Genomic DNA, 21,208 nt, shown 5'->3' with positions numbered 1-21,208 from the left:
TCAAATTGGATCTAAAGGTCTGTTCCCTAAGTCATCAGCGAGATGAATGGGGACAGGCCTTTTTTGTCATGGACAAACGTTCGTTCTCATTTATGCTTTCTTTTGTTATAATGAAGGGCGGACATCATACTAGGCAGTTATAGTGCTCATAGCAGCTGGAACTTAATCGGCGTTATTACATAGGTAAGGGGCTGGAGATATTGCGTGTATTAGGCATAGACCCCGGCATTGCGATTGCGGGTTTCGGATTTGTGGACAAAAACGGGCATAAGCTGACCCCCGTACAATATGGCGCGATCACGACAGAGGCACACACGCCGCCAGAGACAAGACTGGTGCAGATTTATGAATCGGCGTGTTCGCTAATGGACCGTTATAAGCCTGATTCTGTCGCGGTGGAGAAGTTGTTTTTCAATAGCAATGTTACGACCGCGTTTGCTGTAGGACAGGCACGAGGTGTTATTATTTTGGCGGCGGCGCAGCGCGGTCTTCCCGTTGCAGAATATACGCCGCTGCAGGTGAAGCAGGCAGTCGTCGGTTACGGCAAGGCGGAGAAACGGCAAGTGCAGGAAATGGTCAAGATGTTTCTTAAGTTGTCCGCGATTCCTAAACCGGATGACGTGGCGGATGCGCTCGCAGTGGCAATCTGCCATGCTCATTCCGCTGTGATGACTAACAAAATCAATGAGGTGAAACGTTCATGATCGATTATTTGAGAGGTCCTGTCGTCCATATCGAAGCCGAATATATCGTAATGGATGTCAGGGATATAGGGTATAGGGTCTTCACGCCTAATCCCTATGCGTTCGCAGGCAAGGACGAGCCGAAGGTTGTCTACATTCACCATCATGTGCGGGAAGACGCCATCCATTTGTTCGGTTTCGAAACAAGAGAGCAACAGACGTTATTCCGCAAGCTGCTTGATGTTTCCGGGATTGGTCCACGCGTGGCGCTTGGGATTTTATCCGCTGGCCGGCCAGAATCAATCGTTGGGGCTATTCAGCAAGAAAACCTCTCGTATCTGACGAAACTTCCAGGCATAGGCAAGAAGACTGCGCAGCGTATGATCCTCGACTTGAAGGACAAGCTGGCCTTCGCAGACGCAGACGGACTATTATTCAGTGCGGCTGGATTCGCGGCAGAGCTTGGAGCGGGAGATACAGGCAGCGGCCAAGGTGCGGGCACGGCTTGGGAGGAGGCGCGCGAAGCGCTGGCGGCACTTGGTTATACGGCGGCAGAGCTTGATCGTGCTTGGAACGGATTGCAAGGCAGCGTGACAGCGGAGGAAACGGTAGACTCGCTTATGAAGCGGGCGCTGCAGCAGCTGTTTAAGGGCTAACAGAAAGGAGCGGAATAGAAGATGGACGACAGAATAATCTCCGCTAACCTGATGATGGAAGACCAGGCGGTAGAGCTGAGCCTTAGGCCGCGATATCTGGCCGAATATATCGGGCAGAACACAGCGAAAGAAAATTTGAAAATTTATATCGAAGCCGCTAAGATGCGTAAGGAAGCGCTCGATCATGTATTGTTATACGGCCCTCCGGGACTCGGCAAAACAACGTTATCCAACATCATCGCGAACGAGCTGGGTGTGAATTTGCGCACGACTTCAGGACCGGCGATTGAGCGTCCTGGCGATCTGGCAGCTTTGCTGACGAATCTGCAGGAAGGCGACGTGTTGTTTATCGATGAAATTCATCGACTCCATCGGACGGTGGAAGAGGTACTCTATCCGGCCATGGAAGATTTCGCGCTGGACATCATGATCGGCAAAGGTCCAAGCGCGCGCTCGGTCAGGTTGGATCTGCCGCCGTTTACTTTGATAGGCGCGACAACACGCGCTGGGCTGTTGTCCGCACCGCTTCGCGATCGTTTCGGCGTTGTAAGCCGATTGGAGTTCTATACGGTTGACGAACTCGCTTTCATCGTATCGAGAGCCTCCGAGATATTGAACGTATCTATAGTAGGAGAAGCATCCGTAGAGATCGCCATGCGTTCTCGCGGCACCCCGCGTATCGCAAACCGTCTTCTAAAGCGTGTGCGTGACTATGCGCAGGTACGCGGCGACGGAGTCATTACGCATGAAATCGCGAGAAGCGCCTTGGAGATGCTGCAGGTTGACCCGATGGGCCTTGACCATATCGACCATAAGATGCTGCATGCCATGATGACAACCTTTACGGGGCGTCCAGTCGGGCTGGACACGATTGCGGCAACGATAGGCGAAGAAAGCCAGACCATAGAAGATGTATATGAACCTTATCTCATGCAGATCGGATTCCTTCAGCGGACGCCACGAGGTCGTATTGCGACGGATAGCGCGTATCGTCACTTAGGATTGCCTATTCCCGGACGTTCTTAATAGACATACGTTTTCGAGAGGAGCAACAGGATGAGTTACTATTCTGCGGGGACAAAACCGCGACAACAACGCTACAAACGAATTGGCTGGTTAACATTAGCGATGGTACTTCTAGTATCGAGCTGGACACCCCAGTCGTCCAGCGCAGCCGTACCGACGCTCGACAACGTCAGGGTCGCAATGTTTATGAGTCTCCCTGGCAAATACAATACGACAACGCCATCCGCCACGTTCTCATCCCCTGATGGACTGTTTGTAGGTGTTCGAGAGCCAGACGGTGTGCAGAGCTGGTTCACCAGTGCCGAAGGACAGAATATCAGGTTTGGTGCGGATGACTTCAAGGTGAAGGTATTCGAATCAGCGACGTATGGGCAGGCTCTTGCGGTATTCCAACAGGTAAAGGCAAGCGCCGGAGCCGCGTTGTTAACATCGATTGCCACAACAACTGTTCCACGGTATCAGGTAACAGAGGGTACATACAAGAACGAAGAAGAGGCAAATGCCGCGTTAATCCGCTGGACATCAGATGTTAAAGTAGCCGGATTGCTTGGCAAATACAAGCCCAAGGTTCAAGGTCCGAGCCATCTGGAGACGGCAGCATTGCCAAGCAGGAAGGACGCAGAGATCGCTGCGGCTGCATTCGGCGGAGCTGGATTGGATGCGTTTGTTGCCGTAAGGGGGAGCGCGGGCAAAGCCGTATATTCGGTTATGCTGGGTAACGAACCTACAACGGCGGGATTGGCTGCCGTGCAAGCGGCGGCGTCCACTTTGCCAAACGGTGCTTCATTGAAGGCGATAGCGCCGCAATCGCGGCATTTGTTACTCGTACGAGATCATACGGTCAGCGGATCGTCAACTACCTCGCATGAGCTCTATCAGTTCCCATCAACGGGCGATATGAAGGTATGGATCCAGCCAGCTGGTGATCAATTTATAACGTTCACGGAGAGATTTAATCAGAAGTATAGAGGGAACTTTGAATTAAGCCTCCTTAACGGCAAGATGGCCGTCGTCAATGAGCTGCCATTTGAGCAATATCTATATTCGGTCGTTGCCATCGAGATGTATCCGTCGTGGCCACTCGAAGCGCTCAAGGCGCAGGCCGTGGCTGCAAGATCATTTGTGTTGAATCGAGGATACGGCTTTGGAATCGCGCATGTCGTCGATACGACACAGAGCCAAGCTTATAATGGCGCAGGTGTAGAGAAACCTTCGACTACGGAGGCGGTTGATGCTACGAGTGGCGTCGTTGCGATGTATAACGGCAAGGTCATCGAAGCGATCTATTCGTCAAGCGCCGGAGGGATAACGGCTGATGCCACAGAAGCATGGAATAATAGTGTAGCTTATCTGCAGCCAGTTACCAGCCCGGATGAAATTTCTGAGTCGGGACTCAAAAGCTGGTATCGAGTCGTATTATCCAGCGGCGCTGTGGGATACATTCGTGAAGATCTAGTACGCGATACGGGACGCAAGACGGACGCGGGCAGCACGATCCTGGAATCTACGACGGACGGAACGAATATTCGTCGTCATCCTTTGATTCAGGATTCCGTACCTGTTATTACCCAAATCCAAAAAGGCGAGACGCTCATCGCGATTGATAAAGTGACAGAATCGAATCCGATGAATTGGCAGCGAGGCCCATTCACAGGCGCGGAACTATTATCAGCGATCAATGTAAGCGCCAATCCCAAAATAACGGGTCCCATTACATCGATCGAGGTGACCAAACGAGGTCCATCTGGCCGAGCAACGGAAGTGTCTGTCAACGGTGTTCCGATCGGCATCGCTTCGCCAACTGGATTACGTTCGGCTTTGGGGTATGGCGGCTCGCTGCCAAGCACGAAGTTTGACGTGGAGCAGACGGGACAAATCGTTATGCAGGGCGCATCCGATGCGACAACAACTCGGAGCAACAACGCCAAGAAGCTTTATGTGATGGGAGCGGACGGTAAGTCTACGGTTTATTCTCAAGAGTATCTGTACGTCATGGACGGTGACGGAGACATGCGAGCAGCGACGATAGAACCGGGGTTTGCAATTGCCGGCACAGGCTTCGGGCATGGTGTCGGACTCTCTCAATACGGGGCATACGGCCTCGCGATGCAAGGGTATGACTATGAATATATTTTGCAATACTACTATAAAGGCATAACGTTAGGTAAGGAATGATGACTTCGATATGAAAGCGGATTGGTTTGACTTTGAATTACCGGAGGCGTTGATTGCTCAGACGCCTCTTGCCGAGCGTACAGCCTCCAGATTACTAATGTTGGACAAGAAGACTGGCGAAACGAGACACGGCATCTTTACCGACTTGGCGGATCAGCTTGGCGAAGGCGATGTGCTTGTGCTCAACAACACGAGAGTACTTCCTGCGAGACTTATGGGGGCCAAGCATGATACAGGAGCGAAAGCGGAGCTGTTGCTGCTGAAGCAGCTTGGAGACGATCAGTGGGAAGCGCTCGCGAAGCCTGCGAAACGATTAAAGGAAGGTGCCGTCATCGGCTTCGGCGACAACGGAGCAGGCGAGCCGCTGCTTCTTGCGGAAGTGATGTCCGAAGGAGAGATGGGCGCACGTACTGTGCGATTCCGTTACGAAGGTATTTTCCAAGAGCTGTTGGATAGACTCGGCGAGATGCCGTTACCGCCGTATATTAAGGAACGGCTGGCCGAGCAAGAGCGATATCAAACCGTATATTCGAAACATCAGGGATCGGCTGCAGCACCCACTGCAGGATTGCACTTTACGGAGAGCTTCCTCAGGCAGCTGCAAGAGAAAGGCGTGAAGCTAGCTTATATTACCCTTCACGTAGGTCTCGGAACGTTCCGTCCGATGACGGCGGAGAGTGTAGAGGATCATGAGATGCACTCCGAATATTATGAGCTGGACGAGGAGAATGCGGCCATATTGCGTGAAGCCAAGGCGGCAGGCAACCGTATTGTAGCGGTAGGTACTACATCCGCTAGGACGTTAGAGACGGTTGCGGGCAGGTTCCAAGGTGGAATGCTGGAAGCGTGCAGCGGATGGACATCGATCTTTATCTATCCCGGGTACGAGTTCAAGCTCGTTAGTGCTCTGTTGACTAACTTCCATCTGCCGAAGTCAACACTCGTCATGCTTGTCAGCGCATTAGCCGGCAGAGAAAACATATTGCGCGCCTATCATGAAGCGATTGAACTGGAATACCGTTTCTTTAGCTTCGGCGACGCCATGTTTATCGAATAAGACAACGAATAACGGACATGAACGATACTGTCCGCAAGAATAGGAAGCGTGCAAAGTGGCAATTAAATACGAATTTATAAAAGAGTGCAAACAATCCGGTGCGAGATTGGGGCGCGTTCATACGCCGCATGGGATTATCGATACCCCAACATTTATGCCGGTAGGAACACAAGCGACCGTTAAGACGATGAGCCCGGAAGAACTCAAGGATATGGACGCCCATATTATTCTAAGCAACACCTATCATCTGTTTCTTCGTCCCGGACATAACATCGTTAAGCAAGCTGGCGGACTTCACAAGTTCATGAATTGGGATCGCCCGATCTTGACGGATAGCGGCGGCTTCCAAGTATTCAGCCTTAGCGAGATGCGTAAAATTACCGAAGAAGGCGTACAGTTCCGTTCGCATCTGAACGGAGATAAGCTCTTTATTTCTCCTGAAGTGGCGATGGAGATTCAGAACGCGCTGGGCTCTGATATTATGATGGCATTTGACGAATGCCCGCCTTATCCAGCGGAGTACAAATACGTCAAAGAGTCGACTGAACGGACTTCGCGATGGGCCAAGAGATGCCTTGAAGCGCATGCTAGACCCCATGATCAAGCGCTATTTGCGATTGTTCAAGGAGGCATGCATAAAGATTTGCGCATTCAGAGCGCGAAGGATTTGACTTCCATGGATTTCCCGGGGTATGCTATTGGTGGACTAAGCGTAGGTGAGCCGAAACACTTGATGTATGAGGTGCTAGATTACACCGTTCCGGAGCTGCCAGCGGACAAGCCCCGTTATTTGATGGGTGTAGGATCGCCGGATGCACTTGTGGAAGGTTCCATTCGAGGCATCGATATGTTCGATTGTGTCTTGCCAACGCGCATCGCCCGTAACGGGACAACGATGACAAGCAGCGGTAGATTAGTGATCCGCAACGCTAAATTTGCGGAGGACTTCGGACCGCTGGATCCGAATTGTTCTTGTTATACATGCCGCAACTACTCGAGGGCTTATATCCGCCATCTGCTTAAAGCGGACGAGACGTTCGGTATTCGCCTCACGACCTATCATAATTTGCATTTCTTGCTGCAATTGATGCGCGACGTTCGTCAAGCTATCATGGATGATCGGCTGCTAGATTTCCGTGATTCCTTCTTCGAGGCTTACGGACTGAACGATAACGACAGAGGATTTTGAAAGGGGTGAATTCCATGTCTCAGTTACTAGCAGAGGGAGCCGGCAGCCAAAACATTTGGCAGTTGATCTGGCCATTTATTCTGATGTTCGCAGTATTCTACTTCTTGCTTATTCGTCCGCAACAGAAGAAACAAAAGCAACGTTCTTCGATGCTTAACCAGATCAAGAAGGGCGACAAAGTAACAACAATCGGCGGCTTGCACGGTACAATCGTTGAGCTCGCAGACGATACCGTTGTTCTGCGCGTCAACGACACAACCAAGATGACGTTCGAACGCAGCGCGGTTAATGCAGTTGTTGCTTCGGCACCTGCAGCTACAGAGTAATCACAGAATAATAGTAATACGATAAAGGGCTGCCCATAAGGTCATTCATTGACCTGAGGGCTGGTCCTTTTTTTGTTATGTTCAAAAACAAAAAAGGTACCTTCCCTCGATAAAATGGAAATGGCGGTGCAGGGATCGTACCCAAGCACCGCCATTTCCTTATGTAGGTTTAAGAATTGCCCCTTCAAGCGAAACAAACTTTCTTTTGGATTACCTTTTTAAGTTTACGCCGATCATGCCGCCAAACGCTCCTGACAGTAAGACCGTTCCAATCATAAGCAAGGTATGCCAGGATAAACCGGCATTCTCCGCAAGGAAACTTACGATGATGACAAGGATGCCGTAAATCCCGCCTAGCAGGCCGCCATTGTACCAGCCTTTGTTCTCCGACCGTCTGCCGGAAGAAAATCCTCCAGCAAGGGCAGAAGCTGCGTGAACGATAAGTGCGTAGGTTCCCAGCTCATTTTCCTGCATATTGCCGAAGTGAAGCAAAAGGGATAGCAACAGTGCGCCTGCTGCCAGCCAAATTAAGGAGAACGCAATACCCGCGAGTAACGGAGGTCCGATTACGGGCGGTTTGGGTGCTTGCTTGACGGAGCTCATCTTATTCCTCCATTCAATACCTATGATTATTAAACCATATGGCCAAGCAGGGCAAATTAGTACAAGGAGTTGCTGAGGAGCAATAAGATTTTTGCCATATATTCGCGTTTGCGCATCTGTATGAGCGATTGCCGCTGAGGTCAGAATAGCTGTACGAGCTTGATCGTACGCGGAGGTCTATGTTTGCAGTATTGCACCTTGCAGCGTAACGAACGGAAGGAGGCGATAAACCAGTGGAATTGTGGAGCCTGTTGATCCGGACTACGGTCATTTACTTTGTCGTTTTCCTAATTATGAGGTTAATGGGGAAACGAGAAATCGGCAAACTCTCGGTGCTGGACTTGATTATTTCCGTCATGATTGCCGAGATTGCGGTTATTGTTATAGAAGATGTTAATCGTCCATTATGGGATGGTGTTGTCCCCATGATCGTCTTGCTTGTCATCCAGGTGACGATGGCGTTACTTACGATGAGCAATCGTAAGCTTCGGCTATTCTTTGACGGTAAGCCGAGCGTCGTAATCGCCAAGGGCAAAATCAATCGTGATGTCATGCGAAAACAGCGTTACAATCTGGATGATCTGATGTTGCAGCTCCGAGAGAATAAAATTACTTCTGTAGCGGATGTTGAATTTGCGATTCTGGAAACGAGCGGTAAGCTATCGGTAATTCCAAAGGATGAATCTGGAGAGAGCGGCGCACAAGAAGCCGAGCGAAAATCAGGTCCTGTACGTAGCGTGGAGGACTCGGGAATACGATCCGTGACAGACAAACTCGCATCGCAGCATACAAAGGAGAAAACAACGATACCTGTCGGCTATCGTTTCGAGATTTTACCGATCCCGCTTATTATGGATGGAAAAGTACAAGACGAAAATCTTGCCAAAATCGAGAAAACACGCTTCTGGCTCAAAAACGCGCTGCAAGAAGAAAATGTCCATGACTTCAAAGAGGTTTTTCTGTGCACCATCGATCATAAAGGCAGGCTGTTCGTTGATGTACAGAATAAATTCACCTAAACCATGCGCCGATCCAAGGGATACGGGCAACGTCATGACGATCGATCAGCTTCATCCAGAACATGAGCAGCACATACAGAATGGCGGCGATGCCGCAAGCGGAAACTAAAGCTATCCACTCCAGTGTAAGCGGCAGATGGTTCATCAACCATCGCGCAGCGGCCCTTGTCACAATCATTGCAACGCCGACCTTTATAAAGTCGGCTATTTGCATGCGGAAGCCAATGTAACGCAGCACGCTTATTCCATGTAAAACGGTAACAAGAACGATATTTACGTTGATGGCGATGATGGCCCCGTTGATCCCAAGCTCAGGTCTGGAAGCGAGCTGGACAATCAATATTAGCTTCACGCACGCCGCGATAAACGTGTTGATTAAGGCTGCTCCCGGTCTGTCCAGAGCTTGCAATGCAGCTTGCAACGGGGCTTGCAAATAAATAAAGATGCCGATCGGAGCCATGAGCTGAAGCATAGGCGCATATTCTTCGTGCGCATAGATGATTCGGCAGAGTGGTTCTGCAAATAAGCTCATTACAACAACAAAAGGTGCCCCTGAAACAAGAGCAATTCGCATCGATTGATGCATCCGCTTCTGAATGAGTGCTTTATCACCTCGTGCCGCGGCTTCTGATAGGGAGGGGATTAATGATACGGCAAGGGAGTAAGTCAGTGCTGTTGGGAGCAGCAGAAGCGGGATAATCATCCCCTGTAATGCGCCGTACTGTGCTGTTGCAATACCGGTGATTATACCTGCTGCTGCCAGACTTTTTGCTGTGAAGATCGACTCAAGCAGATAAGATAACGAACCGACTAACTTGCTGCCCGTAACCGGTATCGATAGCCCCAGTAAACGTTTCAGTACAGGACGCTTCCCCCAGAAATGAGGTTGTTGAGTGGTTTCGCCAGCAGACGGAGCAGCTGCTTTCGAGGCATTCTTCGCTTCATTGGACAATCGTCTTTCTTGTTTGGACTTGTATGACAACAGCATGACGGCAAGTGCGCCGATTTCTCCTGCCACAACGCCGAGCATCGCGCCTGCAGCAGCCCATTCCAAGCCGTAAGGCAGCAGCATATATGCAAAGATGAGGGAGGCGATGATCCGAATAATCGTCTCTAGCGTCTGGGCTACCGCGCCGGGTATCATATTCTGTTTGCCTTGGAAGTAACCACGATAAACAGATGAAATACCGATAATAAGCAGTAATGGACTCATGATAAGAAATGTGTTGTACACACGAGTATCAGGTAATAGATGTCGGATAATAAAAGGAGCGAACAGCAGCATAACAATTGTCAGAACAGAGGCGATAAGGATTGTCAGCAGCATGGCGGTCCGGAATATCGATTTTACGCGGGCATGGTCACGAGCCGATTCCGCTTCGGCAATCCACTTGGAGATTGCGAGCGGAATACCTCCTGTAATAATCGTCAGCATGACGATCAGGAACGGATAGGATAACTGGTAAAGGCCGACGCCTTCTGCACCAATGATCCGCGGAAGTGTAATTCGCGGCACGAAGCCAAGTATACGGTTCACGATCCCTGCAATAAGAAGGATCATTGCGCCTTTAATAAAGGTTTGTTTCGTCATGACGTACACCTCAACTCCTTCAATGGACCTTGCTCTAGACACGTCTTATATCGCAGAGGTAGAATCGCCTTGTCCTTCTCTACCTTATCTGTATGCGCGGCATGTCCGCTTCAATGTCAGCCAATTTGCTTTCTTCTTGTATCGGACCTATGCAGGAGATTGATGCTAAGGGGTAGAATAAGTACGAATGGCATTCATGTCAGCAAGGAGAAAGAATACAGGAGGTTAGCCATGGCGGATGAAGAGCTTAACGCGATGATTGAAGAGTTATGCACGAGCAAAGCGGAGGAATTCCGGCTCATCGGCTACGAACATGTGACAGGCAAGGAAGTATGGGAATGCGTCAGTGCGGGATATGCCAAGACGGGTCTGCCGGAGCTCCATCAGATGGTTAACGATATATTGTCGCTGAAAGTCACTCGGTTCATGAATTATTTGACGATCAGCGCCTATAAGGGAACCTCATTCTGACGAAGAGGTTCTTTCTTTTTGACTCGATTTTGGTGCATCTGTATAATGGGAATATTGAGATCATAAGGAGGATTCAGACGTATGTTTGGGAAGAGAATTATGGCCTTCCTGTTGATCGTGGTCGTGGCGTTTGCCATTATGGCTAGTACGAGCCCCTGGCTGCTTAAGGGAGTCAAGCTTGGCCTCGACCTGAAGGGCGGCTTCGAAGTGCTGTACGAGGCAGTTCCGTTCGAGGGAGGCGTCGAGGTAACGCCGGATAGCTTGAAGCAGACGGCAATAAGCCTGCAGAAGCGAATTGACGATCAGGGTCTTGTGGAGCCAGAGATTACAACTGAGGGGACGAACCGTATCCGTATCAAGCTGCCGGGTCTCGAGAACGAGGAAGAGATGCGTGAGCTGCTGGCCAAGCCGATCAACTTGACATTCCGCGCGCCGGACGGCGAAATTATGCTGACAGGGACGGACTTCGTGGAGAATGCGGCAGGATTGGAGTTTAACGATCTTAATCAGCCTGTTGTCACCATTAAATTGAAGAGCGCGCAGAAGTTTGCCGATGTCACGTCTAAGCTGGTCGGTCAAACCATGTCCATTTATCTCGACGAAGAAGAGATTTCGAGTCCGAGAGTAAATCAGGTCATTAACAGCGACAGCGCTATTATCGAAATGGGCAATTCCTCTACTCAAGAAGCAAGGGATCTGCGGGACCTAATCAATATGGGCTCCTTGCCTCTGAAGCTGGAGGAAAAATATACACAAAGCGTTGGAGCCAAGCTCGGTATGGAGTCGCTTCAGGATACGGTGATGGCGGGCATTCTTGGCTCGATCATCGTTCTGGTGTTCATGATTATTATTTACCGTGTGCCAGGTTTTGTTGCATCAATTACAATCATCACATACGCTTGGCTGCTCATACTGGTGCAGAATCTGATGAACGCAACGCTGACCTTGCCAGGTATCGCGGCGTTTGTCCTCGGTGTCGGGATGGCCGTTGACGCCAATATCATTACAGCGGAGCGGATCAAAGAAGAAATCCGATCGGGCAAGAGCATGCTCTCGTCTCTTAAGGCGGGTTCCAAGAGCTCGTTCCGTACCATAATGGACGCTAATATAACCGGTATTATCGCTAGTGCCGTGTTGTATTTCATCGGCGATGGCGCGATTAAGGGCTTTGCGCTTACGATGATTTTCAGTATTCTGGTCAGTATCATCACGAATATCTTTTTTGCACGGTTCCTCTTGGACATGCTCGTACGCAGCAACCGGTTCATGAAGCCGGGCTACTATGGCGTTAAGGAGGGTGAGATCCGTGAACTATAACACCAAGATTCGGTACGACGTCGTCGGCAACCGGAATAAGTACTTTATATTTTCGATCGCCCTCACCCTTGTAGGGATTATCTCATTGATTTTGTTCCAGCTGAATTTCGGCGTCGACTTTAAAGCAGGTACGAATATCGACGTTTCGATTGGGCAGTCCGTCACGCAGCAGGAGATTAATGACACGCTGCATGAGGCCGGATTCCCTGATGAAACCTCGACGATCGGCGGTGCGAACAAGGACCGGGCGACGATTCGATTCACCGAAATATTGACACAAGAGCAATCAACCAAAGTGCTAGACGCTATGAAGGCGAAGTATGGCGACGAAGTGTCTGCAGAAGTGAACGTCGTGTCTACGGAGATCGCACAGGAGCTCGGTATTAAGACGATCTGGGCGATCCTGATCGCGAGTGTCGGTATCATGTTGTATGTGATGATTCGATTCGAATGGCGTTTCGCCGTGGCCGCGAATATTTCGATCCTGTATGACAGCTTTGTTGTTATCGCGATTTTCTCGATCTTCAGATTCGAGGTTGATCTTCCATTTATCGCTGCCGTGTTAACAACATTAGGGTACTCCATCAATGATAAAATCGTTATTTTCGACCGTATTCGTGAGAACCTGAGATTCTCGCAAGTGAAAAGCGAAGAGCAGCTTGCCAACCTTGTTAATGCGAGTATTTGGCAGACGATGGCTCGTAACCTTTACACAGTGTTGACGGTCGTCATCGTAACGCTTTGTATATTCTTCTTGGGTAGTCCTTCTATCAAAATGTTCTCTTTGGCTTTGCTAATCGGTCTCGTTAGCGGTGCGTATTCGACCATATTTATCGCGAGCCCGCTCTGGTTCCTGTTCAAACGCAAAGAGAAACATAAGCCAAAGGTTGCAGTTAAGACAGAACCTTAAATCATAAGCAATGGGACAATCGTCTAACGTTAGCGATACAGGAGGTATTTGGCACTCATGTCAACCAGAGAGCGAGAGGGCGGGAAACCGTCAGGTAATAAGAAGCGCTTATGGGATCACGTGACGAACATTCTGTTTCGTGGTACGCGAAGAAACGGCGCCAGCCGTAAACGTGAGGAATCCGCAGTTGAGCTGGCAGCAGTCGTACAACGCGTGGAAGGTGTTCTGACCGTACAGTCCATCAGGGCTAGGGAGCAAGGGCATTACGTGGTGGCCGAGATTGTAATCAGCGTTAACCCGCGCATTACGGTGCTGGAGGGGCAGGATATCGCCAAGCGAGTCAAGCTCTTGCTTATGCATCGATTCCTCCACTTATCGGAAGTTATGATCCATGTGGAGCCGTATGATCCCGGATATCCATACAAATCGAATCATGATCCTAATCAGGAACAGATGCCCACGCTGCTGCAATAAATGCAAGGGCAGCATGAAGGAGAGAACCTGATGATAGAGAGAAAGACCCGCTGGAAATTGGCGGAATGGAACGAATCGAACGAAACAAAGGCACGCCGGCTCTGCGAGGAGCTAGGCGTGCCTCCTCTTGTTGCGAGGCTGCTCGTGCAGCGCGGTTATGCGGATATGGAAAGCGCAGGCCGGTTTCTGAATGGCGGCGAGGAGCATTTGCATGATCCCTATCTGCTTCACGGCATGGACGCTGCTGTTGCACGGATCCGCCAAGCGCATGATGCAGGCGAGAAAGTGCGTATCTATGGTGATTACGATGCCGACGGCGTATCTAGTACCTCGTTGTTATGTCATGTTTTCCGCACACTAGGACTTCAATATGATTATTATATCCCTCATCGTGCATTAGAAGGTTACGGTTTAAATAACAATGCTATTACATTAGCTGCGGAGCAAGGCGTAAGTCTGATTGTCTCAGTGGATACAGGAATTAGTGCATTTGACGAAGTGGAATTTGCCAAATCTTGCGGGATCGATATTGTCGTTACGGATCATCATGAGCCGCCTGATGTCATCCCTAATGCAGTAGCGGTCGTCAATCCGAAGCAAGAGCATTGCTCATACCCGTTTAAAGGCCTGGCTGGTGTAGGCGTTGCATTTAAGCTGGCTACCGCGCTCCTTGAGAGACCTCCACTTGAGTGGGCGGATATTGTAAGTCTCGGGACGATTGCGGATCTTATGCCGCTTACAGACGAGAACCGGATTATCGTACGTTATGGACTTGAGAGGTTCCGGAAGGAGCCGTCAACCGGGTTCCGTGCACTCGCTGAGGCGGCTGGACTTGAGCTTGAATCCCTGACTTCAACGGGGGTTGCCTTCGGGATGGCGCCGAGAATCAACGCGGCTGGCAGGTTAGACCACGCGAGCCGTGCCGTCGAGCTTCTGACGACTCCGAATTACGACAACGCGATACTGGCTGCGATTGGTCTTGACGGGTTAAACAAGGAGAGGCAACGGATCGTGGATGATATCGTCAAGGAAGCGGATGCTTGCTGGCTTAGTAAGCTCGAATCCGCGGCTAGGGAAGGTACCGAAGTACCTTCCGTCATTCTTGTAGCGGGAGAAGGCTGGAATGTCGGCGTGATCGGGATCGTCGCATCGAAGTTGTTAGAGCGTTATTATAAGCCGGTAATTGTGCTCGGAATCAATCCGGAAACCGGTATGTGCAAGGGATCTGCCCGATCTATCGAGGGCTATGATCTTCATGCGGCGCTTAAAGCGAACGAATCCCTTCTCGATCATTACGGCGGACACCAAGCCGCGGCTGGCATGAGTCTTCATCGCGATAAGCTGGAGCTGCTCGAGCAAGGGCTGTCGGCGCTTGCTCAGACATGGCTGACTGAAGATGACTGGATTCCGAAAACATCCGTTGACCTTCGTTGCGAGCTGGAAGAAGCAAGCTTGACGACGATATCTCAATTGTCCTTGCTGGAGCCATTCGGCATCGGCAATCCTTCGCCCCGCGTGTTGTTCGAAGCGGCGAGAGTCGCAGACAAACGCGCAATCGGCAAGGAATCAAGGCATCTCAAACTATCGCTTGGTACAGGGCGAGCCGGACTTGATGTCATAGGATTTGGCATGGGTGACTTCGTGCGAGCTCTTGATCATGGATGCCGAATTGATCTGGTCGGAGAGCTGTCCATTAACGAATGGAACGGCAGGCGATCAGCGCAGCTGCAAGCTCATGATATTCACTATGAGCGTTATATGCTTGATGCTTTTCCGGATCGGACACAATTCGGAGCCGTCTATCAGCAGTTAAGACAGCTGGAGCGCGCCCCGGAGCAGCGGCTATCGGAGAAGTTGGCAACGACATGCGGCTTGACGATAGAGGCTGTACGGCTTATGCTTGACGTATTCGAGGAACTAGGTTTTATAACGGTTTCCGGCGGCTATATCTTGGTCGCCGCTTCGCCTGCGAAACGGGAATTGGCTTCATCCGAGCGTTACCAGATGGAGCTGCGACGTTATCAGGCGCAAAGTCAATAATCGAATGTGAAACAAAGGTATTAATAGCGAGAGAGGATGTTCCATCGTGTCTAACACAACTTACAATTACAAAGATTATATTCGGGTTATCCCCGACTTCCCGCAACCGGGTATCCGGTTCAAGGATATTACAACTTTGCTTAAGGATGGCGGCGCATACCGTGCAGCGATCGAAGAAATGAGAGCAGCAGTTGAACATTTGAAGATCGATGTTGTGGCGGGTCCAGAAGCACGTGGATTCGTTGTGGGCGCTCCGCTGGCCCTGGCGTTAGGCGTCGGCTTCGCCCCGATCCGCAAGAGCGGCAAGCTGCCTGGCGCGACAATTACAGCGAACTATGATCTGGAGTATGGCAAGGATCAACTAGCTATGCATACGGATTCGATTACTCCAGGTCAACGTGTGCTTATCGCTGACGACCTGCTTGCGACTGGCGGCACGATCGGTACCTCGATCAACCTTATCGAGCAGCTCGGAGGCGAAGTTGTAGGCGCGGCATTTTTGATTGAGCTTGCTTATTTGACCGGCCGTTCCAAGATGGAAGGCATCGATATCTTCTCGCTCATGACGTACGAATAATACATGCTGTACAAGTACCGCCCCGCACGGTCAACCGCTCTCATTTGGGTTGAACCACTGCGGGGCGGCTTCGTACCCCAATTGCTTTTTCTCGCTTTAAAGTTGACGCGGCGGGACAGTTGCAGGCATAATATGAGAAAACCTTTATTAAGGCTTGTCGCCTACTAATGGTGGAATGAAAGCACCATCAGTAGGCGATCGGGCCGACTGGCTACCACTTATTCGAGGAACGGTACAGGGCTATCCAGAGCTGGAAGTCGCCGTTGCTTTTTGGGAAGGGACGTTTCATGGGCATAGAGCAATTACTTGAGAAGGCTTCCGGATATATGAAGGAGCATGATCTCGAACGCATCAAGGAAGCCTACGACTTTGCAGAGCAGGCCCACCACGGACAAGTGCGCAAGTCGGGGGAGCCTTATATTCTGCATCCTGTCACGGTGGCGGATATATTGGTGGATATGGGAATGGACGTTCTGTCTATTATCGCCGCGCTCCTGCATGATGTTGTAGAAGATACAACAGTGGATTTGCAGACCGTTCGCGCGAAATTTGGCGAAACATGCGCCATGCTTGTGGATGGATTGACAAAGCTGGAGAAGATCCGGTTCCAGTCCAAAGAAGAGCAGCAGAATGAGAACTATCGCAAAATGTTCGTTGCAATGGCACAAGACATTCGAGTGATATTAATTAAGCTGGCGGATCGCCTCCACAATATGAGAACGCTGAAATTCCAATCGGAAGAATCTCAGCGCCGCATTGCGTACGAGACACTCGAAATTTTCTGTCCCATTGCACATCGACTGGGCATCTCGGCGATCAAGTGGGAGATGGAGGATATCGCACTTCGATATCTCAACCCGCAGCAATATTATCGCATCGCCAATTTGATGAAGAAAAAACGCGCCGAACGGGAGCAATTTATCGACGATGTCATTACCCGTATTAAAGAAAAGCTCGAAGAGATGGGTATTGACGGCGATATATCCGGCAGGCCTAAACATTTGTATAGCATCTACAAAAAAATGACGACGAGAAGCAAGCAGTTCAACGAAATATACGACCTGCTCGCAATTCGTATTATCGTAGAGAACATTAAGGATTGTTATGCGACTTTAGGTATCATCCATACGCTATGGAAGCCAATGCCTGGACGATTCAAGGACTATGTGGCCATGCCCAAGGCGAACATGTATCAGTCGCTCCACACGACCGTAATCGGACCGAACGGTGAACCTACCGAGGTGCAGATCCGTACCTGGGAGATGCATCGTACGTCGGAGTACGGGATCGCGGCGCATTGGGCTTACAAAGAAGGCATGATCGTGCCGAATGGGAACTTCGAGGACAAAATGTCATGGTTCCGCGAGATACTTGAGCTGCAGCAAGAGACACGGGATGCATCTGAATTTATGGAATCGCTCAAGATGGATTTTTTTGCTGATCTAGTATTTGTCTTTACGCCTAGCGGCGAGGTCATCGAGCTGCCTGCTGGCTCCGTACCTCTCGATTTTGCTTATCGGATTCATACGGAAGTCGGCAACCGAACAATTGGAGCCAAGGTCAATGGACGTATCGTCCCGCTTGATCACAAGCTCAAGACTGGTGACATCGTCGAAATTCTGACATCTAAACATTCGTATGGACCTAGTCAGGATTGGGTCAAGATCGCGCAGTCCTCACATGCTCGCAGCAAGATCAGACAGTGGTTCAAGAAAGAGAAGCGCGAGGAAAATGTAGCCAAAGGGCGCGAGATGCTGGAGCGGGAATTAAAGCGTCTCGGACTGGAGCCGTCTGCTTGGATGTCGGACGATAAGCTGCAGGAAGCGGCCTCCAAATATTCCTTCCACGATATCGAAGACATGATGTCCGCGATAGGATTCGGCGGCATTACGGCAGCTCAGATATGCACAAAGCTGACGGAGAAAATGCGCAAGGAAGCTGAAGAAGCCAATCAGATCGAGCTCACAGGCGAGAAGAAGGAGATCAAGGCGGCTTCGCCGAGCAAAAAAGGTCGTCCGAATCATGGCGTAACCGTTAAAGGCGTCGACAACTTGCTCGTTCGTTTCGCAAGATGCTGCAATCCGGTCCCGGGAGACTCCATCGTCGGTTATATTACGCGCGGACGCGGCGTGTCCGTTCACCGGATGGACTGCACCAACATTCCATTCGGCGAGGATGGAGAGGAAGCGGATCGCGTCATCGAGGTGGAGTGGGAGGATTCGGTCGAAGCCAATTATAGCGTCGATATCGAAATAACCGGCCATGATCGCAGAGGTTTGTTGAACGAAGTGCTGCAAGCCGTCTCCGAAAGCAAGACGAACATTAGCGCAGTAACGGGACGTTCCGTCAAAAACAAAATGGCGCTCATACACATGACTGTGCTGATCCGCAATATTGATCATTTATCAGCTGTCGTGGAGAAGATCAAGCGCGTTCAGGATATCTATTCTGTACAACGAATTATGCAATAAGTGCCTGTAGAAGGAGAATGGATATGAGGGTTGTTGTGCAACGCAGCAAGGAAGCCAGCGTGTCCGTAGAGGGCGAGATCGTCGGGGTAATCGACCATGGTCTCGTCCTTCTTGTCGGATTGACGCATGAGGATACGCTCGAGGATGTTCGCTGGATGTCCGATAAGATTGCGGGGCTTCGTATCTTTGAGGACGAAGCGGAGAAAATGAACCACTCGGTCTTAGATGTCGGAGGTTCTATTCTGTCCGTTTCCCAATTTACATTGTACGGGGATTGCCGGAAGGGCAGAAGGCCTAACTTTATGGCGGCTGCAAGACCGGACCAGGCGGAGCCGCTGTATAACGCGTTTAACGAGGCCCTGCGCAGCTTGGGCTTGCGGGTAGAGACCGGACGATTTGGCGCCATGATGAATGTATCGTTATGCAATGATGGGCCAGTGACACTAATTTTGGAGAGCGGCGCTTAAAAAGGGGACATGCTTGGCAACAATAAGGAGTAGAGTCGGAAAATTGATCCGGTCATTCCTTATTTGGAGGTATCCATGCATGCATCAATCCAGGAAAGAACAAGGTCTTGAGCGGACAGGGAGACAGCTGCTGCTTCCGGATCTTAGAGAAGCGCGTATTGTGGCGGAGCTGGAGGCGGATGTCGCTTCGTCAGAAGAGAAGTGGGGCGGACGTTCACCGCTAACAAGACGACCGGGATTAGGTTATTAAAGAGGGTTCAGAACCTTAATAAAAACGCTTTCGAAATTGTAATATTACTGTAACGAAATTCTAACTTTCGTTTAACATCGTTAACCTATAATAAATCTCGACCCCCTTTTTAAAATATGAATTACTTTGGACCTGCATGAAGATGCAGGTTTTTTTCTGCCCATTGGTCCTGAACGATGAACTTCCCTTGACTTCTGGCTGACAGGACGGTACAATAACATTCATTATTGACATATTGATTCGATGACGGGACAAAGTAATTCCACTTGCGAATACGCAGAGAAGGACGCCATGGCTGCAAGCGTTCTAATTCCGGTAGAATGAAGAACCTCCCCGAGAACACTCCGTGAAAGGCCCTGCTTGTCGTGCGATATGCACTCGAGCTCGCGGGAGACTAATTAGCAGAGACTGCGTCTAACGGACGTTACCCGTTATGGAGCGAGCCCATCGATACGTGATTACGTATCTCGATATCAGGCTCGGAATGTGGGTGGTACCACGGGAGCTATAACTCTCGTCCCTTACGGCAGCTATTGCCGTGAGGGGCGGGAGTTTTTTTGAATTCTGTAGGAGAAAACGATAGAGACAGGAGGAGTTACAAGATGAAATTTCAGAAATCGCCAGGCACGCAGGATATTCTGCCCGGTGCGGTAGAGAGATGGCAATTCGTCGAAGGCAAAGCGCGCGAACTGTGCAGACGATACAATTTCCGCGAAATTCGTACGCCGATGTTCGAATCGACGGAGCTGTTTAAACGTGGCGTCGGCGAAACGACCGACATTGTCGAGAAGGAGATGTACACGTTTATTGATCGTGGTGATCGCAGCCTGACGCTGAGACCAGAAGGTACTGCAGGCGTCGTGCGGGGTTACGTCGAGAACAAGCTGTTTGGCGAGCCAGACCTCTCGAAGCTGTATTATATCGGTCCGATGTTCCGCTATGAGCGGGCTCAAGCAGGGCGATACCGCCAATTCCACCAATTCGGCGTGGAAGCAATCGGTGCGGTGGACGCGTCTTTGGATGCAGAAGTAATTGCACTTGGGTATTCGTTCTATACGGAAGTCGGATTAAAAGGCGTACGAGTTGAAATCAATTCCGTTGGCACGCCAGCCGTACGGGCCGCGTTCCGCGAGAAGCTGCTCGCGTTCCTTGAGCCAATGCGCAGTGAGTTGTGCAAGGACTGCCAGTCACGTATGGATCGAAATCCGCTGCGCGTACTGGATTGTAAGACGGATCAGGCACGCTTCACGGACGCGCCATCCATTCTGGACAGCTTGGATGAAGAATGCCAGCTGCACTTTGGGAAGGTTCAACAATGTCTGAGCGATATGGACATCCCGTTCGAAATAAATCACCGTTTGGTGCGAGGTCTCGATTATTACACGCACACGGCGTTTGAATTCAAGGCGGAGGGTATCGGTGCCATTGATACGGTTGGCGGCGGCGGCCGTTATAACGGGCTTGTGTCCGATATTGGCGGACCTGATCAGCCTGGCGTTGGCTTCGGGATTGGTCTGGAGCGTACGGTACTGCTGCTGGAGCATCAAGCGACAGCGCTTCCTGATCTGCATGGAATAGACGTCTACCTGGTGGCGCTTGGAGAGGCTGCGGAGCGTGAAGTGTCGAAGCTGGTATATCAACTGCGGACACGCGGCATACGGGCCGAACGGGACTATCAGGGGCGTAAGATGAAGGCCCAGCTCAAGTCGGCTGATCGTATTGGCGCCAAGTTTACGGCGATTCTAGGCGATGATGAAATTGAGCGAGGCGAGATTGCGCTCAAAGAAATGGCATCCGGCGAACAACGAACCGTCGCTATTGCGGCACTCGCTGACGAGCTTGCGCAATCGCGTTAGATTATCATAGAAATTCGGCAAGACCCAAACCCTGCTTATTCTAATTCACA

20 protein-coding genes are annotated in these 21,208 nt (G+C 50.5%); 18 read left to right on the top strand and 2 right to left on the bottom strand.

Annotated features, from left to right (window positions below; genetic code table 11):
- Window positions 1-200 precede the first annotated feature (200 nt).
- Genes ruvC through yajC form a run of 7 tightly spaced genes read left to right on the top strand, consistent with a single transcriptional unit; the run spans window position 201 to window position 7,112 of the window.
- Window positions 201-704 (top strand): crossover junction endodeoxyribonuclease RuvC, encoded by a 504-nt coding sequence (ruvC, locus tag ACX1C1_RS24890; protein ID WP_458954805.1) that lies wholly within the window; start codon window positions 201-203, stop codon window positions 702-704.
- Window positions 701-1,339: a Holliday junction branch migration protein RuvA gene (gene ruvA / locus ACX1C1_RS24885; RefSeq protein WP_458954804.1), complete on the top strand. Its 639-nt coding sequence runs from the start codon at window positions 701-703 to the stop codon at window positions 1,337-1,339. Before ruvC ends, ruvA begins: the two co-directional genes overlap by 4 nt.
- Before the next feature lie 21 nt (window positions 1,340-1,360).
- The gene (ruvB, locus tag ACX1C1_RS24880; protein WP_458954803.1) at window positions 1,361-2,365 is read left to right on the top strand and encodes a Holliday junction branch migration DNA helicase RuvB; all 1,005 of its coding nucleotides are present in this window, start codon (window positions 1,361-1,363) and stop codon (window positions 2,363-2,365) included.
- 30 nt (window positions 2,366-2,395) lie between these two features.
- Window positions 2,396-4,540: a SpoIID/LytB domain-containing protein gene (locus tag ACX1C1_RS24875; protein WP_458954802.1), complete on the top strand. Its 2,145-nt coding sequence runs from the start codon at window positions 2,396-2,398 to the stop codon at window positions 4,538-4,540.
- A gap of 10 nt (window positions 4,541-4,550) precedes the next feature.
- Window positions 4,551-5,597 carry a tRNA preQ1(34) S-adenosylmethionine ribosyltransferase-isomerase QueA gene (gene queA, locus ACX1C1_RS24870; protein ID WP_458954801.1) on the top strand — a complete coding sequence of 349 codons (1,047 nt, stop codon included), beginning with the start codon at window positions 4,551-4,553 and terminating at the stop codon, window positions 5,595-5,597.
- A gap of 55 nt (window positions 5,598-5,652) precedes the next feature.
- Complete coding sequence (gene tgt / locus ACX1C1_RS24865) at window positions 5,653-6,786, top strand: tRNA guanosine(34) transglycosylase Tgt (protein ID WP_458954800.1); 1,134 nt, start codon at window positions 5,653-5,655, stop codon at window positions 6,784-6,786.
- Window positions 6,787-6,800: 14 nt separating this feature from the next.
- Window positions 6,801-7,112 carry a preprotein translocase subunit YajC gene (gene yajC / locus ACX1C1_RS24860; protein ID WP_458954799.1) on the top strand — a complete coding sequence of 104 codons (312 nt, stop codon included), beginning with the start codon at window positions 6,801-6,803 and terminating at the stop codon, window positions 7,110-7,112.
- Between the two features lie 210 nt (window positions 7,113-7,322).
- Here yajC and ACX1C1_RS24855 read toward each other — a convergent pair whose 3' ends face one another.
- Window positions 7,323-7,715, bottom strand: a complete 393-nt coding sequence (locus ACX1C1_RS24855; protein ID WP_458954798.1) for a TIGR04086 family membrane protein — start codon at window positions 7,713-7,715, stop codon at window positions 7,323-7,325.
- Window positions 7,716-7,948: 233 nt separating this feature from the next.
- Here ACX1C1_RS24855 and ACX1C1_RS24850 point away from each other — a divergent pair, with 233 nt between their 5' ends.
- Complete coding sequence (locus tag ACX1C1_RS24850; protein ID WP_458954797.1) at window positions 7,949-8,734, top strand: YetF domain-containing protein; 786 nt, start codon at window positions 7,949-7,951, stop codon at window positions 8,732-8,734.
- Here ACX1C1_RS24850 and spoVB read toward each other — a convergent pair.
- The gene (gene spoVB / locus ACX1C1_RS24845; RefSeq protein WP_458954796.1) at window positions 8,727-10,325 is read right to left on the bottom strand and encodes a stage V sporulation protein B; all 1,599 of its coding nucleotides are present in this window, start codon (window positions 10,323-10,325) and stop codon (window positions 8,727-8,729) included. The genes ACX1C1_RS24850 and spoVB overlap by 8 nt on opposite strands.
- Window positions 10,326-10,556: 231 nt before the next feature.
- Between spoVB and ACX1C1_RS24840 the strand changes: the two genes are divergently transcribed.
- From ACX1C1_RS24840 to hisS, 10 genes are all read left to right on the top strand, one after another.
- A complete protein-coding gene (locus ACX1C1_RS24840; protein WP_458954795.1) occupies window positions 10,557-10,796 on the top strand; it encodes a post-transcriptional regulator in 240 nt (79 codons plus the stop codon).
- A gap of 81 nt (window positions 10,797-10,877) precedes the next feature.
- Window positions 10,878-12,113: a protein translocase subunit SecD gene (gene secD, locus ACX1C1_RS24835; protein ID WP_458954794.1), complete on the top strand. Its 1,236-nt coding sequence runs from the start codon at window positions 10,878-10,880 to the stop codon at window positions 12,111-12,113.
- Window positions 12,103-13,023 (top strand): protein translocase subunit SecF, encoded by a 921-nt coding sequence (gene secF, locus ACX1C1_RS24830; protein WP_458954793.1) that lies wholly within the window; start codon window positions 12,103-12,105, stop codon window positions 13,021-13,023. The genes secD and secF overlap by 11 nt, the downstream gene beginning before the upstream one ends.
- Window positions 13,024-13,080: 57 nt before the next feature.
- Window positions 13,081-13,497: a cation transporter dimerization domain-containing protein gene (locus ACX1C1_RS24825; RefSeq protein WP_458954792.1), complete on the top strand. Its 417-nt coding sequence runs from the start codon at window positions 13,081-13,083 to the stop codon at window positions 13,495-13,497.
- Between the two features lie 30 nt (window positions 13,498-13,527).
- Window positions 13,528-15,537: a single-stranded-DNA-specific exonuclease RecJ gene (recJ, locus tag ACX1C1_RS24820; RefSeq protein ID WP_458954791.1), complete on the top strand. Its 2,010-nt coding sequence runs from the start codon at window positions 13,528-13,530 to the stop codon at window positions 15,535-15,537.
- Window positions 15,538-15,583: 46 nt separating this feature from the next.
- On the top strand, window positions 15,584-16,114 hold the full coding sequence (locus ACX1C1_RS24815) for an adenine phosphoribosyltransferase (protein WP_458954790.1): 531 nt from the start codon (window positions 15,584-15,586) through the stop codon (window positions 16,112-16,114).
- 287 nt (window positions 16,115-16,401) lie between these two features.
- Window positions 16,402-18,585, top strand: coding sequence for a RelA/SpoT family protein (locus ACX1C1_RS24810; RefSeq protein WP_458954789.1), 2,184 nt, complete (start codon window positions 16,402-16,404; stop codon window positions 18,583-18,585).
- 23 nt (window positions 18,586-18,608) lie between these two features.
- A complete protein-coding gene (dtd, locus tag ACX1C1_RS24805) occupies window positions 18,609-19,052 on the top strand; it encodes a D-aminoacyl-tRNA deacylase (RefSeq protein ID WP_458954788.1) in 444 nt (147 codons plus the stop codon).
- A 79-nt stretch (window positions 19,053-19,131) separates the two neighbouring features.
- Window positions 19,132-19,302 carry a hypothetical protein gene (locus ACX1C1_RS24800; RefSeq protein WP_458954787.1) on the top strand — a complete coding sequence of 57 codons (171 nt, stop codon included), beginning with the start codon at window positions 19,132-19,134 and terminating at the stop codon, window positions 19,300-19,302.
- 602 nt (window positions 19,303-19,904) lie between these two features.
- A complete protein-coding gene (gene hisS / locus ACX1C1_RS24795) occupies window positions 19,905-21,158 on the top strand; it encodes a histidine--tRNA ligase (protein ID WP_458954786.1) in 1,254 nt (417 codons plus the stop codon).
- Window positions 21,159-21,208 lie beyond the last annotated feature (50 nt).

The organism is Paenibacillus sp. strain BS8-2 (assembly GCF_054483835.1).
This window is presented reverse-complemented; position numbering and strand designations above follow the sequence as displayed.

What these genes read in the sequence shown, in the direction of transcription:
- ACX1C1_RS24810 (WP_458954789.1), top strand. Translation starts at nt 16,402, where the DNA reads ATGGGCATAGAGCAATTACTTGAGAAGGCTTCCGGATATATGAAGGAG.
- dtd (WP_458954788.1), top strand. Translation starts at nt 18,609, where the DNA reads ATGAGGGTTGTTGTGCAACGCAGCAAGGAAGCCAGCGTGTCCGTAGAG.
- ruvB (WP_458954803.1), top strand. Translation starts at nt 1,361, where the DNA reads ATGGACGACAGAATAATCTCCGCTAACCTGATGATGGAAGACCAGGCG.
- spoVB (WP_458954796.1), bottom strand. Translation starts at nt 10,325, where the DNA reads ATGACGAAACAAACCTTTATTAAAGGCGCAATGATCCTTCTTATTGCA.
- ACX1C1_RS24840 (WP_458954795.1), top strand. Translation starts at nt 10,557, where the DNA reads ATGGCGGATGAAGAGCTTAACGCGATGATTGAAGAGTTATGCACGAGC.
- yajC (WP_458954799.1), top strand. Translation starts at nt 6,801, where the DNA reads ATGTCTCAGTTACTAGCAGAGGGAGCCGGCAGCCAAAACATTTGGCAG.
- hisS (WP_458954786.1), top strand. Translation starts at nt 19,905, where the DNA reads ATGAAATTTCAGAAATCGCCAGGCACGCAGGATATTCTGCCCGGTGCG.
- secD (WP_458954794.1), top strand. Translation starts at nt 10,878, where the DNA reads ATGTTTGGGAAGAGAATTATGGCCTTCCTGTTGATCGTGGTCGTGGCG.
- ACX1C1_RS24855 (WP_458954798.1), bottom strand. Translation starts at nt 7,715, where the DNA reads ATGAGCTCCGTCAAGCAAGCACCCAAACCGCCCGTAATCGGACCTCCG.
- recJ (WP_458954791.1), top strand. Translation starts at nt 13,528, where the DNA reads ATGATAGAGAGAAAGACCCGCTGGAAATTGGCGGAATGGAACGAATCG.
- ruvA (WP_458954804.1), top strand. Translation starts at nt 701, where the DNA reads ATGATCGATTATTTGAGAGGTCCTGTCGTCCATATCGAAGCCGAATAT.
- ACX1C1_RS24825 (WP_458954792.1), top strand. Translation starts at nt 13,081, where the DNA reads ATGTCAACCAGAGAGCGAGAGGGCGGGAAACCGTCAGGTAATAAGAAG.
- queA (WP_458954801.1), top strand. Translation starts at nt 4,551, where the DNA reads ATGAAAGCGGATTGGTTTGACTTTGAATTACCGGAGGCGTTGATTGCT.
- ACX1C1_RS24875 (WP_458954802.1), top strand. Translation starts at nt 2,396, where the DNA reads ATGAGTTACTATTCTGCGGGGACAAAACCGCGACAACAACGCTACAAA.
- ACX1C1_RS24800 (WP_458954787.1), top strand. Translation starts at nt 19,132, where the DNA reads ATGCATCAATCCAGGAAAGAACAAGGTCTTGAGCGGACAGGGAGACAG.